Annotated in this window: 13 protein-coding genes; 12 read left to right on the plus strand and 1 reads right to left on the minus strand. The window is 67.4% G+C overall.

Annotated elements, in window-relative coordinates:
* Positions 1 to 474: 474 nt before the first annotated feature.
* The 12 genes from ACFVVC_RS18065 to ppsA all read left to right on the plus strand — a co-directional run bounded on the left by ACFVVC_RS18065 (position 475) and on the right by ppsA (position 14,968).
* Positions 475 to 1,785, plus strand: coding sequence for a hypothetical protein (locus ACFVVC_RS18065; RefSeq protein ID WP_387456310.1), 1,311 nt, complete (start codon positions 475 to 477; stop codon positions 1,783 to 1,785).
* Positions 1,786 to 1,878: 93 nt separating this feature from the next.
* The gene (locus ACFVVC_RS18070; RefSeq protein ID WP_387456313.1) at positions 1,879 to 2,637 is read left to right on the plus strand and encodes a LamB/YcsF family protein; all 759 of its coding nucleotides are present in this window, start codon (positions 1,879 to 1,881) and stop codon (positions 2,635 to 2,637) included.
* Between the two features lie 2 nt (positions 2,638 to 2,639).
* The gene (locus tag ACFVVC_RS18075; RefSeq protein WP_387456316.1) at positions 2,640 to 4,295 is read left to right on the plus strand and encodes a 5-oxoprolinase/urea amidolyase family protein; all 1,656 of its coding nucleotides are present in this window, start codon (positions 2,640 to 2,642) and stop codon (positions 4,293 to 4,295) included.
* A complete protein-coding gene (locus ACFVVC_RS18080) occupies positions 4,288 to 6,036 on the plus strand; it encodes an acetyl/propionyl/methylcrotonyl-CoA carboxylase subunit alpha (RefSeq protein WP_387456318.1) in 1,749 nt (582 codons plus the stop codon). The genes ACFVVC_RS18075 and ACFVVC_RS18080 overlap by 8 nt, the downstream gene beginning before the upstream one ends.
* 49 nt (positions 6,037 to 6,085) lie before the next feature.
* The gene (locus tag ACFVVC_RS18085; RefSeq protein WP_387456321.1) at positions 6,086 to 6,763 is read left to right on the plus strand and encodes a GntR family transcriptional regulator; all 678 of its coding nucleotides are present in this window, start codon (positions 6,086 to 6,088) and stop codon (positions 6,761 to 6,763) included.
* A 211-nt stretch (positions 6,764 to 6,974) separates the two neighbouring features.
* The gene (locus ACFVVC_RS18090; protein WP_387456324.1) at positions 6,975 to 7,688 is read left to right on the plus strand and encodes a DUF969 domain-containing protein; all 714 of its coding nucleotides are present in this window, start codon (positions 6,975 to 6,977) and stop codon (positions 7,686 to 7,688) included.
* A complete protein-coding gene (locus ACFVVC_RS18095) occupies positions 7,685 to 8,656 on the plus strand; it encodes a DUF979 domain-containing protein (protein ID WP_387456326.1) in 972 nt (323 codons plus the stop codon). Before ACFVVC_RS18090 ends, ACFVVC_RS18095 begins: the two co-directional genes overlap by 4 nt.
* Positions 8,657 to 8,689: 33 nt before the next feature.
* On the plus strand, positions 8,690 to 9,787 hold the full coding sequence (locus ACFVVC_RS18100) for a DUF2891 family protein (protein WP_387456329.1): 1,098 nt from the start codon (positions 8,690 to 8,692) through the stop codon (positions 9,785 to 9,787).
* Positions 9,788 to 9,992: 205 nt separating this feature from the next.
* Positions 9,993 to 10,253: a hypothetical protein gene (locus tag ACFVVC_RS18105; protein WP_387456332.1), complete on the plus strand. Its 261-nt coding sequence runs from the start codon at positions 9,993 to 9,995 to the stop codon at positions 10,251 to 10,253.
* Between the two features lie 433 nt (positions 10,254 to 10,686).
* Positions 10,687 to 11,496, plus strand: a complete 810-nt coding sequence (locus ACFVVC_RS18110) for a slipin family protein (RefSeq protein WP_387456335.1) — start codon at positions 10,687 to 10,689, stop codon at positions 11,494 to 11,496.
* 94 nt (positions 11,497 to 11,590) lie between these two features.
* Entirely contained in the window at positions 11,591 to 12,409 is an 819-nt protein-coding gene (locus tag ACFVVC_RS18115; RefSeq protein ID WP_387456338.1) for a pyruvate, water dikinase regulatory protein, read from the plus strand.
* Between the two features lie 138 nt (positions 12,410 to 12,547).
* Complete coding sequence (gene ppsA / locus ACFVVC_RS18120) at positions 12,548 to 14,968, plus strand: phosphoenolpyruvate synthase (protein WP_387456341.1); 2,421 nt, start codon at positions 12,548 to 12,550, stop codon at positions 14,966 to 14,968.
* Positions 14,969 to 15,008: 40 nt separating this feature from the next.
* Here the strand turns inward: ppsA and ACFVVC_RS18125 are convergent, their stop codons facing one another.
* A complete protein-coding gene (locus tag ACFVVC_RS18125; protein WP_387456344.1) occupies positions 15,009 to 15,515 on the minus strand; it encodes a DinB family protein in 507 nt (168 codons plus the stop codon).
* Positions 15,516 to 15,540 lie beyond the last annotated feature (25 nt).

The following is a 15,540-nucleotide window of genomic DNA, read 5'->3' on the forward strand; positions in this document are numbered from 1 at the left end:
TGGTACTGCACCCGGGAGGGTGTGGGAGAGTAGGACACCGCCGGACACACATTGGTCGAGGCCCCAACCACACGGTTGGGGCCTCCCACATTTAACAACACCGGCCCACCAACGAGGCTGGCGGCGACAGTGGCCGGGTGGGACAATTTGGTCATCCTTCGAATAGGGGGGGCCATTATGGCCGGCCTGGGAGTTCTCCAACCTGGCCGCCGCTCCCGGGCATCGGTGCCCAGGCTCCTGGCGGTTGTACTCGTGCTCGCGATCGGGGTGCTGTTCGCTCCACCCGCCCGGGCAGTCGACTACGGACATGACATTTCCTGGCCACAGTGTCCGGGCGGCCTTCCGATGCCGCCCGTAGACACCGGCTTTGTAGTCGTCGGTCTGACGCGCGGACTCGCCTTCACCGAAAACCCCTGCTTGGCCGGCCAGTTTCAGTGGGTGCTCGACCATGGGGTCAGGGCTCAGGCGTATGCCATGGCGACGTTCCCCACCGGTGCGCAGTACGAGGCTTACAGCGGCGACGGCCCCTATTCCACCAGCACCCGGCCGGACCGGCTGCGTAACGTCGGATACGCCGAGGGGCGTGCAGCAATCGCGTCTCTGGACAAGGTGGGCTGGCGGCCGGAGAGAATTTGGGTCGACGTAGAGCCCCGCCCGCAACAGCCCTGGCCGAGTTCTTCAGCCGCTGAGCGGCAGGAGAACCGGTACGTCGTCTCCGGGCTCCTGGCGGCACTGGCAGACGCCGGTTACCCGCACGGGATCTACTCCTACGCGAGTGCCTGGGAAGCCATTACCGGGTCGTGGCAGCTCGCCGACGTGCCCGTCTGGTCACCGGCAGGCCGCCTCGACTTTGCCAGTGAAGCATCCGACCTGTGTGTGAATCCGAGCTTCTCCGGCGGCACTGTCCACATCACCCAGTGGACCGACGGCACTTACGACTACGACATGACGTGTATTGGGGTTTACCAGGCCCACGTCGCAACGATCGGCTGGCAGCCGAGCGTCGCCGACGGTGCCATCGCGGGCACTACCGGCCGGTCGCTGCCGCTGGAGTCGTTGCGCCTGTCGGTGGCAGGAGACCGCCTCGCGGGCGACATTCTCTGGAGGGGGCATGTGCAAGACATTGGCTGGCAGCCCTGGACGACGTCGGCGTCCCCGATTGGAACCACCGGTCTCGGCCTGCGCCTGGAGGCGTTTGAGCTGCGGTTGACCGGGGATCTGGCGTCGAAGTACAGCATCAGGTACCGCGCCCATGTGCAGAATGTCGGCTGGCAGCCGTATGTGCTTGACGGAGCCACGTCCGGCACTGTCGGGCAAGGCCTGCGGGTGGAGGCGGTGACGATCGAGTTGGTTCCGAAGGTGGCGCCGGCATTCACTGCTGTGTACGCCGCCCACGTTCAGGACATCGGCTGGATGGCGAACGTCTCTGATGGCACCGTCGCCGGGACCACGGGCCGGGCCCTTCGAGTCGAGGCGCTACGCCTCCACGTGGCCAGCACGTCCTATAGCGGGGACATCCTGTGGCGGGGTCATGTGCAGGACGTTGGCTGGCAGCCCTGGACCTCCTCGGCCAATCCCATCGGCACGGTGGGGCTGGGGCTGCGTTTGGAGGCCTTCGAAATCAGGCTGACCGGTGAGCTGGCAAACCATTACAGCGTCTATTACCGCGCCCACGTGCAGGATCTGGGTTGGCAGTCTTGGGTGGCTGATGGGGGAACGGCGGGAACTACGGGTATGGGCAAGCGGATTGAGGCCGTGCAGATAATCCTTGCCCCCAAGGCCTGAGGCCAGTCACGGCGACGTTGATAGTCAGGATTGTTGAACAATCCTGATTAATAGGGCATTCTTGGAGTACCACCAATCCGAGACGGAGATCACATGCCCAGCATCGACTTGAACAGCGACGTCGGCGAATCGTTTGGAAACTGGTCCTTCGGCGATGACGCCGCCATTTTCGAGAGTGTTTCCAGCGCCAACGTGGCCTGCGGCTTCCACGCAGGGGATCCCGTGGGCATCATGGCCACGTGCCTGGCCGCCGCGAAAGCCGGTGTCACCGTGGGCGCCCACCCCGGCTACCGGGACCTGGCCGGCTTCGGCCGCCGGTTCGTGGACATGACCCCGGCGGAACTGACCGCTGACGTGGTCTACCAGATCGGAGCCGTCCAGGCCGTTGCCCTCGCCGCCGGAACCGCAGTGCGTTACGTCAAACCGCACGGTGCGCTCTACAACACCATCGTCAACCACCCCCGGCAGGCCGGCGCCGTGGTGGCCGCCATCCTTGCCGTGGACCCCACCCTTCCCCTCATGGTCCTGCCGAACTCCGAGATCCAGCGCCAAGCCGACGCCGCCGGGCTGCGCACGGTCCCGGAGGCCTTCGCCGACCGTGCCTACAACCCGGACGGCACCCTGGTGTCCCGGCGCGAACCCGGAGCCGTGCTGCACGAGGTGAAGGACGTCGTCGAGCACGTCCTGCGCCTGGCCACCGATGGCGTGGTCCGCGCTGTGGACGGATCACTGGTGCAGGTGAAAGCGGAAAGCATCTGTCTGCACGGCGACACGGCCGGCGCCGTGGCAATGGCCGCCGCCGTCCGCGCCGCCCTGGCTAACGCCGGCATCACCATCCAGAGCTTCGCCTAGCCATGGCTGCCACACAACAGCGGCCGGCAACTGCGGCCGTCCTTACCGCGGTCAGGCCCGCCGGAGACCGGGCAATCCTGGTTGAGCTCTCCTCCCTGGATGCGGTGCTCAGCCTCCAGGCACAACTTGCGGCACACCCCCGGCCGGGCCAGATCGACGTCATCGCCGCCGCCGGGACCGTGCTGATCACCGCAGATTCGCCGCAGGCCCTGCAGGCGCTGGCCGCGCACGTTCGCAGCCTGGACCTTGAGGCGCCCGCGGAGGCTGACAGCACGCTGGTCACCATTGAGGTGGTGTACGACGGCGAGGACCTGGACGAGGCCGCGGCGCTCACCGGCCTTGGCCGCGACGGCGTCGTGGCAGCCCACACAGACCAGCTGTGGACCGCTGCCTTCGCCGGATTCGCCCCGGGCTTCGCCTACCTCACCGGCGAGAACTCCACCCTTGACGTGCCACGCCGGCGTTCCCCGCGCACAGCCGTACCCGCCGGGGCGGTGGCCCTGGGTGGACCCTACTCGGCAATCTATCCACGGCAATCACCGGGCGGCTGGCAGCTGATCGGCCGGACCGAAGCCGCCATGTGGAACCTCGAACGGGAGAACCCGGCCCTCATCCGCCCCGGCGATACCGTCCGTTTCGCCGCCGTCCGGGCCCAAACCACGATTCTGCGCCAGGAAGCCACCGAAACAGCTGCCAGCCAGTCGCCCCATGAGGAACATGCCACCGCGGGCCTGGCCGTGCGCAAGCCTGGCCTGCAGGCCACCATCCAGGACCTTGGACGGCCGGGCTACGCATCCCTGGGTGTCAGCAGCTCCGGCGCCATGGACCGGGGAGCCCTGCGCCGCGCCAACCGCCTGGTGGGTAACCCGGAGGACGCCGCGGGAATCGAAGTCCTCTTCGGCGGCCTGGAACTTGAAGCCCTGACCGACCAGGTCCTGGCCCTCACCGGGGCATGCGCGCCCCTGGAGGTGACGCCGTCGGACGATGCACAAAGGACGACGGCGGTGCGGCACCCTGCGTGCGACGCCCCCTTCGCGCTGCTGGCGGGGGAGCGGCTCACCGTGGGCGCGCCCACGGCAGGGCTCCGCTCCTACCTGGGCGTCCGTGGCGGGGTCGCCGGCCCGGCCGCACTGGGCAGCCGATCCACCGACACCATGTCCGGACTGGGCCCCGACCCCCTTCAGGCCGGAACCATCCTGCCCGTGGGCGTCCCTGCGCCGGGCAGCGTCGTGGGCAACCCCGAAATTTCCCCCCTCCCGGACCAAGGCCACGCCACAGTGCTCCGGGTGGTTCCCGGGCCGCGGCAGGACTGGTTCAACGCCGACACGCTGCAAACCTTCCTGTCCCAGGAGTGGACCGTTACTCCCAAGTCCAACCGGATCGGCCTGCGCCTGGACGGACAAGCACTGACCCGCAGCAGGGACGGCGAACTGGCCAGTGAAGGCACTGTCCGCGGCGCCGTGCAGGTGCCACCGGAAGGCAAGCCGGTCCTCTTCCTCTCCGATCATCCGGTGACCGGCGGTTACCCGGTGATTGCCGTCGTCGTCCACGCTGACCTGGACAAAGCCGCCCAACTTCCGCCGGGTGCCACCGTGCGGTTCACCGCAGCGCCCCCGGCAGAACAGCCCGAAATATCGAAGGAAAGCTTCCATGCGTAAAGTCCTCATTGCCAACCGCGGCGAAATTGCCGTCCGGATCGCCCGGGCCTGCGACGATGCAGGCCTGGAAAGCGTTGCCGTCTACGCCGACCCGGATGCCGATGCGCTGCACGTTTCAGCCGCCACCGAGGCCTACTCGCTGGCCGGGTCCCGGCCGCAGGAAACCTACCTGGACATTGAAAAGATCCTGGCGATCGCCGCCAAAAGCGGTGCCGACGCCGTCCACCCGGGGTACGGCTTCCTGTCCGAGAACGCCGGCTTCGCCCAGGCCGTCATCGACGCCGGGCTGACCTGGATCGGGCCCTCGCCGGACACCATCCGGCTCCTCGGCGACAAGGTCAGCGCCCGCGAGGTTGCCGTCCGCGCCGGTGCCCCGCTGGCACCCGGGAGCGACGGACCGGTGGCCAGCGCCGCCGAAGTCCGAGCGTTCGCCGAACAGGTGGGCCTTCCCGTGGCCATCAAGGCGGCTTTCGGCGGCGGCGGACGCGGCCTGAAAGTGGTCCGGAACGTTGCCGACATCGAGGAAAGCTTCGACTCTGCGGTACGCGAATCCCTTGCAGCCTTCGGCCGCAGCGAGTGCTACGTTGAGAAATTCCTGGACCGCCCCCGGCACGTGGAGGCCCAGGTCATCGCGGACACGCACGGCAACGTGGTGGTGGTGGGCACCCGCGACTGCTCGCTGCAGCGCCGGCACCAGAAACTTGTGGAGGAGGCCCCGGCGCCGTTCCTCACGCCGGACCAGCGGGCCGCCATCCATGCCTCAGCCAAGGCCATCTGCCGGGAGGCAGGATACGTGGGCGCCGGCACCGTGGAGTACCTGCTGGACGGCTCCGGCTTCCTGAGCTTCCTGGAGGTCAATACCCGGCTCCAGGTGGAGCACCCCATCACGGAGGAAACCTCCGGCGTGGACCTGGTGGCCGCCCAACTGTCCATCGCGGCGGGGGAGGCGCTCCCGGTCCTGGAGGACCCGGAGCCGCGCGGCCACGCGTTTGAGTTCCGGATCAACGCCGAGGACCCGGGCCGCGGGTTCCTGCCGTCCCCGGGTACCGTGGACTCGTTCGAGGTGCCCACCGGGCCGGGAATCCGGCTGGATACCGGTGTGCGGGCCGGGTCAACTGTGCCGGGACAGTTCGATTCGCTGCTCGCCAAGCTGGTGGTCACCGGCGCGGACCGGCAACAGGCCCTCCGCCGCGCCCGCCGCGCGCTGCGCGAATTCCGCGTTGGGGGGTTGGCCACCGTCCTGCCGTTCCACCGCGCCGTCGTGGAGTCTGCAGACTTCACCGGCACCGATTCCCTGGGCGTTTACACCACCTGGATCGAAAGCGAATTCGCCGCCGAGCTGGAAGCGGACCCCGCGTTCAGCCCCGCCGCACCCGAGGAACCGCGCCGGACCATCGGGATCGAAGTGGACGGCAAGCGGATGGAGCTTGGACTACCCGCGGTGCTGCTGGATTCTTTGCTCGACGGCGGGGGCCGCGGCCGTTCCGATGCGCCGGAGGGGAGCGCGGCTGCTCCGGCGGGGAAGAACGACGGCGACCTGCTGGCCACCATGGCCGGCACCGTGGTCAAGTGGCTGGCTGAGCCCGGGACGATCGTCGAGGAAGGCGAGGCGGTGCTGGTGCTCGAAGCCATGAAGATGGAAACGGCCGTGGCCGCCCACCGTGCCGGTACGGTCGGGGAGCTGTACGCGGCGGCCGGAGACGCCGTCGGCCCCGGACAGGTCCTCACCACCATCGGTTAGGCGGTCGGCCGCGCGGAAATGTGCGTGTCCGGCCCGATATCGTGGTGCCATGACGTTTGACGAGGTGCTGGCCGATCTCCAAGCCCAGGCCAGGACCACAAAGCACGCCGAAACCGGACTATGGGTGGCCGCGCAGCTTCGCAGCCGCATTGAGGCCGGCCAGCTCAAGCCTGGCTCCAAGCTCGCCGAGGAAGCCCTCCGCGAGGCCCTCGGCGTGTCCCGGAATACCCTGCGGGAGGCGTTCGCGGCCCTGCACTCGGAACACATCGTCACCCGTATTCCCAACCGCGGCGTGTTCGTCGCGCACCCCACGGCGGAGGATATCCGCGAGATCTACCGTGTCCGCCGCTTCCTGGAGCCCTCGGCGGTGCTGTGGTCCGGCGCGGTCTCCACGGAGCCCCTGGCAGCCATCGTCAAGGCGGCCAGGGCGGCCGCCGGTGACGGCGACATCCCGGGCATGGCCGGCGCCAACCAGGACTTCCACCGTGCCATTGTGGACCGCGCCGGCAGCGAACGCCTGAACAGCCTCATGGACCAGGTGCTGGCCGAAATGCGGCTGGTATTCCACTCCATGGCCGCCAATCCCGCCTTCCACGAACCGTACGTGGAGGACAACGCGAAGATCGTGGAGCTCCTGGAGGCCGGGAAATTGGCCGCGGCAGCGGACTTCCTGGCCGATTACCTGGAGCGCGCCGAAGCGCAACTGCTCGCCGCCGTCGGCCGTTGACCTGATCCCTTCCGCAGGAGGGGTTGCGGGATTGTTGAACAAAACGCTATGCTGTGGATCACACCGTTGTCCTGCAGCACACACAATCCTGCAGCCCTGACGTGACCGGGGCTCCCGCCCCTCGGCGCCGCCCCACCGACTAAACCTGGGCACGGACGCGCCGGCCCCCACTTTCGCAGACCCGTCACGGGTCCCCTGGGAAGGGATAATCATGCTTGTACTCATCGGGGTGCTGCTGGTGATCGTTGGCTTCGCCATCCGCCTGAACCCCCTGATTGTCGTCACCGTCGCGGGCATCGTCACCGCGCTGCTGGGCGGCATGAACCCCGCGCAGATCCTCGATTCGTTCGGCACCGGCTTCGCCAGCAGCCGCTCGGTCACCATCTTCGTGGCGGTCCTGCCGGTGGTGGGCATTATCGAGTTCTTCGGGCTGCAGGAGCAGGCCAAAACCCTCATCGGCCGGCTCGCCAAACTGACCGCAGGGCGCGTCCTGATCGGCTACCTGGCCGTCCGCCAGATCACCGCCGCCGTGGGCCTGACCAGCATCGGCGGCCACGCACAGACCGTCCGCCCGCTGGTGTTCCCGATGGCTGAAGGCGCAGCGCTGCGCCGCTACGGCCACGTGCCGGAAAAGATCAGCGAGAAGATCAAGGGCCACGCCGCCGGCGCCGACAACGTTGGTGTGTTCTTCGGCGAGGACGTGTTCGTGGCGGTCGGCTCCATCCTGCTGATCACCACGTTCGTGGACACCACCTACCACCTGCACCTGGAACCGCTCCAGCTGGCGCTCTGGGCCATCCCCACCGCCATCGCCGCCTTCCTCATCCACGGCTTCAGGCTGCTGCGCCTGGACAAGCAACTGGACAAGGAATACCGCCAGTTCGAGCTCACCGCCGAGAAGGAAACCGCAGGAGAAGCCAAATGATCAACGTTGAAGCCGTTTACTGGCTGGTGGGCATTCTGTTCGTCGCGTGGGCATCGCTGATCGCCGCCGACACCAACCACCCCCGCCGCTGGGGCAGCTCGGCCTTCTGGGGCCTGCTGGGCCTGTGCTTCTTCTACAGCACCTGGGTCCAGGCAGGAACAGCACCCGCCTGGATCCTGGGCGTCGCCGTCCTGGCCCTGGTGGTCCTGGCATCCACCGGCCTGCTGGGCCACGGCAAGCACCGCACCTCCACCGGGCCCGAGCGCGAGGCCTACGCCAAACGCTTCGGCAACAAGCTCTTTATCCCCGCCCTGACGCTGCCCCTGGTCACCGTCATCCTGGTGTTGGCAGCTCCCGTGCTGGTGATCGGAGGCACCCCGCTGCTGGATCCCAAGAACACCACCCTGGTAGCGCTGGCCATCGGCGCCGTAGCCGCCGTCGTCGTCGCGCTTGTGATCCTTAAGCCCAAGAACCCCGCCACGCCCCTCTTCGAAAGCCGCCGGATCCTCGAATCCATCGGCTGGGCCGCGCTGCTGCCGCAGATGCTCACCACGCTGGGCATCCTCTTCACCAAGGCCGGCGTCGGTACCGCGGTGGGCACCCTGGCGTCCGGGCTGCTGCCCAAGGGCTCGCTGATCGCGGGCGTGCTGGTGTACTGCATCGGCATGTTCCTCTTCACCGTGCTGATGGGCAACGGCTTCGCCGCCTTCCCGATCATGACCGCCGCCATCGGCTGGCCCGTCCTGGTGCAGACCTTCCACGGTGACCCAGCCATCATCTTCGCGATCGGCATGCTCGCCGGCTTCTGCGGGACGCTCTGCACTCCCATGGCAGCCAACTTCAACCTGGTGCCGTCCGCGCTGCTGGAAATGAAGAACAAGTACGGCGTCATCACGGCACAGGTGGGCACGGCCATTCCGCTGCTGGCAGTCAACATCGTGCTGATGTACTTCCTGGCCTTCCACTAAACCTTCGCTCACCCCGGCTTTCAAAGGAACATGATGGACAACGATCTTCGCGTACAGGCGGCCCCGGACTACGCCGCCGTGGTGCTGGGCAACCTTTCGGAGCCCTACCCGCACTCGGCACACCACACCCAAGTGTCCGCCGACGACCGTCCCACACCGGAGCAGATCCACCCTGCGTTCTACACCTCCTTCGACTGGCACTCCTGCGTCCACATGCACTGGCTCGGGGCCAGCCTGCTGGGGGCTGCCTCCGGGTCGCCTTCTGCCGGGGCTGCTCAGGAGGGGGCGTCCGACGGCGGGACGCCGGCTTGGGTGGACAGCCCCACTGCCGCGTCGCTGCGGGAAGCCCTGGGCACCAACCTGACCCCGGCCAAGCTGGCGGTGGAACGGGACTACCTGCTGGCCAACCCGTCCTGGGAACGTCCGTATGGCTGGGCGTGGCTGATGCGGCTTGCGGCCACCTGTTCCGCGTCCTCTGATGCAGAGATCCGGGAATGGGGCGCCGCCCTGGAACCGCTGGTGGATGCGGTGGCGGAGCTCAGCGTGGCGTGGATGGCCAAGGCGCAATACCCTGTCCGGCACGGACTGCATACCAATGCGGCATTCGGCGTGGGCTACATGCTCGACGCCTTCCGGTCGCTCGGCCGGGCCGATGCTGCCAAGGCGTGCGAGGAAGCGGCGCGCGGCTGGTTCGCGAATGACCGTGGCTGGCCGGGGGACTGGGAGCTCAGCGGCCAGGACTTCCTCTCCGCCGGCCTCAGCGAGGCGGACCTGATGCGCCGCGTCCTTGGGGCCGACCAGTTCGCCGACTGGTTCGGAGCGTTCCTCCCCGAGCTCTCCCCGGCGTCGAGGATCCTGCAGCCGGTGAGCGTGACGGATGAGACCGACGGCTACCTGGTGCACCTGCACGGACTGAACCTGACCCGGGCCGGCCAGGTGGCTCGGATCATCGCCACGCTGCGCGAATCCTCCACGCCCGAGGCCTCCGCCGCGGCGGCCGTCCTCAGCGAGGCACTCGATCCGCTGTTGAAGGCCGGGCTCTCCGGGCTGGAGAGCGGCGACTTCATGTCCACGCACTGGCTGGCCAGCTTCGCTTGGGACGCGTTGGGATCCGTGGCTGCGCTGGGCTGAGGCTGCACGGGTAGGAGCGGCTTCAGCCGCTTCAGGGGCCGGCCGGTCACCGGCGGGCCAGTCACACTCCGTCCGTAGGCCCTGGACCATGCATGCTGTGCCACGGCACGCTAGTCTTGCTGCACCACGCCGGCGTGCGTGACCTGGGAGCAGCGGGCAGGGTTGTAATGAGCTGACTGTCCGCCCGCGAGCCCGGAGGAAACCGATGCGCCAGCACGTCAGCACCTGCCTGTCAGACCCTGCAGTGGCAGGGGAAACCCCCACCCTCAAGCCCCGGCGGAAGCGGACCAGGCACCCCAGGCTTGCGGTGGGGGACCGGGTCAGTTTTGCCGAAGGAACCCTGGCCGGCACCGGAGTCGTGGACGCCGTGACGTCCGATTATTCGATCATCTGGGTGTGGACGGATGAAGGCCAGGGCCGTCGGATGTTCCTGCAGGGGTACGGAAGCATCGTTTCTGCGGTTTAAGTTCGACGCCGAAGTCCGGGCGGCCGGGGACGCCCGGCCACGAGCCAAGCAACTCCGCCCACCACGCTTCCGAGGACGAGGAACACCAGCCAGGTGTCCCTGCTGAAGGTTCGTATGTCCCGTTCGTCTGTCTGGCTGAAGTCGACCAGACTGTACCCCCAGATGGCCAAGCAAGGGATGAGGGCCAGCCAAGGCAACCACCAGGCGGCACTTGTGACGTTCATAGGACCAGTATGCGCCGGTTTTATCGGTCCGGCGGCGGCCGCGCGTGGCTGCTCCCACCGCCGATGCCGACGGTCCAGCGGACGCTTTCCGCGGGCGTAAACACTCCCGAGCCCCCTGACCCCTTTGGTGGGACAATGAAGTCAGGACACCTGCCACGGCGCCAGCCAGGTGCCGGCACGTCCCGCCCAAAGACCAGGAGGGGATCCTGATGGACCCCACCAGCATCATTGTCATCGTCCTCGTCATCCTGCTGCTCATCGTGGCGAAGATGTCCATCCGGATCGTGCGCCAATACGAGAAGGGCGTGCTGTTCCGGCTTGGCAGGGTCATCGGTGTCAGGGACCCAGGCTTGCGGCTGATCATTCCTGTCATCGACCGGCTGCCGCTGGTCAGCCTCCGGATCGTGACCATGCCCATCCAGTCCCAAGGCATCATCACCCAGGACAACGTGAGCGTCGACGTCTCCGCGGTGGCCTATTACCGGGTGGTGGACGCCGTAAAGTCCGTCATCGCGATCGAGAACGTGGCCGCGGCCATCGACCAGATCGCCCAAACCACATTGCGGAAAGTCGTGGGCCGCCACACCTTGGACCAGACCTTGTCCGAGACCGAGCGGATCAACGTGGATATCCGCGAAATCCTCGACGTTCTCACGGTCGAGTGGGGTGTGGAAGTCACCTTGGTGGAGTTGAAGGATATCCAACTGCCCGAAAGCATGAAGCGTGCCATGGCCCGCCAGGCTGAAGCCGAACGCGAAAAGAGGGCGAAGATCATCGCCGCAGAAGGCGAGGCCATCGCAGCCACTGCGCTCGGCGACGCCTCCGACACCATGATGGCCCACCCACTGGCGTTGCAGCTCCGCAACCTGCAGTCCCTGGTGGAAATCGGCGTCGACAAGAACACCACGGTGGTCTTCCCCGCCCCGCTCATGAGCACCATCGGTGAACTCTCGGCATTCCTGGCCCGCGAGAACCAGGCAGCGTCCAGCGGAGGCAAGTCGCCTGTGAAAGCGGCCTGACCGGCGAACCGACCTGCGTGCAACCAAAGCGTCGGCCAAGCCCGCGCCAGTGCAGACTTCGGTGCCGAACCTCAGTGGCCGCTAAAGTCGTGCCATGACCACTGCTGCTCTACGCCCTGTCTACTTCCTCTCGGACAGTACGGGCATCACCGCGGAAACGTTGGGCAATACGTTGCTGACCCAGTTCCCGGTGGCCGACTTTGACCGTGTCACCATCCCCTTTATCACCACGGCTGAGCAGGCCCGGACGGTGGTGCGCACCATCGACGGCCTGGCCGCCACCGGGCCCCGGCCCCTGGTCTTCTCCACCGCGGTCAGCAGTGAAATCCGGCAGATCCTGGCCGGTTGCAAGGGCGTGATCGTGGACCTGATCGGCACGCACGTGGGCGTGCTGGAACAGGCACTCGGCGCGGCTGCCAGCGGCGAACCCGGCAGGGCGCACGGCCTGGGGAACGCTGCGCGGTACCAGTCCCGGATGGCGGCGGTGGAGTACGCGATGGAGCACGACGACGGCCAGAGCCTGCGTGCCCTGGAAAAGGCGCAGGTGATCCTGGTGGCCCCGTCCCGGTGCGGCAAGACCCCCACCACCATGTACCTGGCACTCCAGCACGGGATCTTCGCCGCGAACTTTCCGCTCGTCGACGAGGACTTCCAGCGGGACGGCCTGCCAAAGCCGCTGCAGCCCTTCGTGTCCAAGTGTTTCGGCCTGTCGTCCAACCCGCTGCGCCTGAGCCAGATCCGCACCGAACGGCGCCCCAGCTCGCCCTACGCCTCCTTGCGGCAGTGCGGCTTTGAGCTGCGCAGCGCCGAGCAGCTGTACGTATCCCACCGGATCCCTTACCTGAACTCGGCCACCGTGTCCGTGGAGGAGATGGCGGCCACCATCCTGCAGCGGATGAACCTCAAGCATTAGCAAGCAATTCACAAACGTGGCGTGGCGCACATCATGTGGAAAGTGCGCGGCAGACCTGCCACTGTTGACAAGGTTTTTCTTCCGGCCGGCACTACCGTGGGCGGCCAGCAACGCCACCTCTGCAAAGGAGCAGCAAACATGACCACAGACGTTCTTTGGTTCTCCGAACTCGGACTCAAGGACCTGGACAAGGTGGGCGGCAAGAACGCCTCCCTGGGCGAGATGGTGCAGAACCTGACGTCCGCCGGCGTCCAGGTCCCGGACGGCTTCGCCACCACGGCGGACGCCTACCGCCGGTTCCTGGCCGATTCCGGCCTGGACCAGAAGATCGCCGACCGGCTCGTTGGCCTGGACACCGATGACGTGACGGCGCTGGCAGCGGCCGGCCAGGAGATCCGGTCCCTGGTCCGCGACACGCCGTTCCTGGCGGATTTCGAGGCGCAGGTCCGCGAGGCGTACCAGCAGCTGGTGGACAAGCATGCCGGTTCCCAGGACCTTTCCTGGGCGGTGCGCTCCAGCGCCACGGCAGAAGACCTTCCCGATGCCTCATTCGCCGGGCAGCAGGAGACCTTCCTCAACGTCCGCGGGATCGAGAACATCCTGCAGGCCATCAAGGACGTCTTCGCCTCGCTCTACAACGACCGCGCCATCGCCTACCGCGTGCACCACAAGTTCGAGCATGCCGAAGTGGCACTCTCGGCGGGCATCCAGCGCATGGTGCGTTCCGACGTCGGCGCTTCCGGGGTCATGTTCACCATGGACACCGAGTCCGGCTTCCAGGACGCAGTGTTCGTCACCTCCTCCTACGGGCTGGGGGAAGCGGTGGTGCAGGGCGCCGTGAACCCTGACGAGTTCTACGTGTACAAGCCCGCCCTGGAAGCCGGCCGGCCGGCGATCCTCAAGCGGGGCCTGGGCGAGAAGGCCCTCCAGATGACGTACACCACCAACAGCGAGATCGGCCGCACCATCGACTTCGTGCCGGTGGAGGAGTCCCAGCGCTCGCGCTTCAGCCTCACGGACGACGACGTGGAGCAGCTTGCGCGCCACGCCGTCGCCATTGAGAAGCATTACGGCCGCCCGATGGACATTGAGTGGGGCAAGGACGGCATCGACGGTGGCCTGTACATCCTGCAGGCCCGCCCGGAAACCGTGCAGTCCCGCCGGGCCCCGGGCAGCATGAGCCGGTTCCGCCTGAACGCGACCGGCCCGGTGCTGGTGGAAGGCCGCGCCATCGGCCAGCGGATCGGCGCCGGAAAGGTCCGGATCCTCACCGCGATCGACCAGATGGCCTCGTTCCAGACCGGCGACGTCCTGGTGGCGGACATGACCGACCCCGACTGGGAACCGATCATGAAGCGTGCCTCCGCGATCGTCACCAACCGCGGCGGGCGCACCTGCCACGCGGCCATCATCGCCCGCGAACTGGGGATTCCCGCCGTCGTGGGCACCGGCAACGCCACTGACTCGCTGGCCGACGGCCAGGAGGTGACCGTGTCCTGCGCCGACGGCGAGACCGGCACTATCTACGAAGGGCTGCTGGATTTCAGCGTCGAGGAGACCGGGGTCACCCAGCTGCCCGAGGCGCCGGTGAAGGTCATGATGAATGTGGGCACGCCGGAACAGGCGTTCACTTTTGCGCAGCTGCCCAACCACGGTGTGGGCCTGGCCCGGCTGGAGTTCATCATCAACCGGCAGATCGGCATCCACCCCAAGGCGCTGCTCAACCTGGACAGCCAGCCGGAGGAAGTGGCCGCCGAGATCCGCGGGCGGATTGCCGCGTACGACAGCCCCCGCGACTACTACATCAAGCGCCTGGCCGAGGGCGTGGCCACCATCGCCGCCGCGTTTGCGCCGGAACCGGTGATCGTCCGCATGTCCGACTTCAAGTCCAACGAATACGCCAACCTGATCGGCGGCCCGGCCTACGAACCGCACGAGGAGAACCCGATGATCGGGTTCCGCGGCGCGTCCCGCTACCTGGAACCGTCCTTCCGGGACTGCTTCGACCTTGAATGCGAGGCGCTGTCCTTCGTCCGCAACGAGATGGGCCTGACCAACGTCAAGCTGATGATCCCATTCGTTCGGACCCTGGACGAGGCGCGCGGCGTCATCGACCTGCTCGCCGAGAACGGCCTGCGCCGCGGCGAAAACGGCCTTGAGGTCATCATGATGTGCGAACTGCCCTCCAACGCGCTGCTCGCCGACGATTTCCTGGAGTACTTCGACGGCTTCTCCATCGGCTCGAACGACATGACCCAGCTGACCCTGGGCCTGGACCGTGACTCGGCCATCGTGGCCAACAGTTTCGATGAGCGGGACGCGGCCGTAAAGAAACTGCTCAGCATGGCTATTAAGGCTTGCCGGGCCCATGGCAAGTACGTGGGCATCTGCGGCCAGGGCCCCAGCGACCACCCGGACTTCGCTGAATGGCTGGTGAAGGAAGGCGTTAACTCCGTCTCCCTGAACCCGGACACGGTGGTGGACACTTGGCTGCGGCTCGCGGGCGCAGCAGAAGACTCCTCCGCCGGCGCAGTGGCCGCCGCTGCCGGCGCAGCCTGACCAGACCGCCGAAAGGTCCAAGGGCGGTTCCGCTGCGGCGTCAATGCCGTGGCGGGACCGCCAGGACCTGTTCGCGCAGGATGTCCGCGTGGCCGCAGTGCTGGGCAAGTTCACGCAGCATGTGCAGGTACACCCAGCGCAGCGGAAGCGGGCCCCGCCGGTTGCCGGTGACCACATCGTCCAGGCCCAGCCGGGCCGCGGCCGCCCGGGAGGCGGAACACGCCTCCCGGTGGGCTGACCGGACGGAGGCGACCGTGTCGGCGTCGTCTAGCATGAACGATTCGTCCGGGGTGGCCGGGATGCCGATCTCGCTGCGCGGGCGGCCGGTGACGGCTTCGTCGAACCAGACCTTCTCCACGAAGGTGGCGTGCTTCACCAGGCCCAGCAGCGTGGTGCGGGACGGAACCAGCCGGCGCCGGGCCTGCTCTTCGCTCAGGCCGTCCAGGCAGTCGTCGAGCGCGGCCCTGTGCTCGTCCAGGAAGAACTCGAACTGGGCACGCAGCGGCTCGGAAATCACGTCGTCCATGGAACGGGGGAGGATGGCCATACGCCGACCCTAGCAAGCCGGCAAT

This window comes from Pseudarthrobacter sp. NPDC058196 (genome assembly GCF_042882685.1).
Taxonomy (GTDB): Bacteria; Actinomycetota; Actinomycetes; order Actinomycetales; family Micrococcaceae; genus Arthrobacter.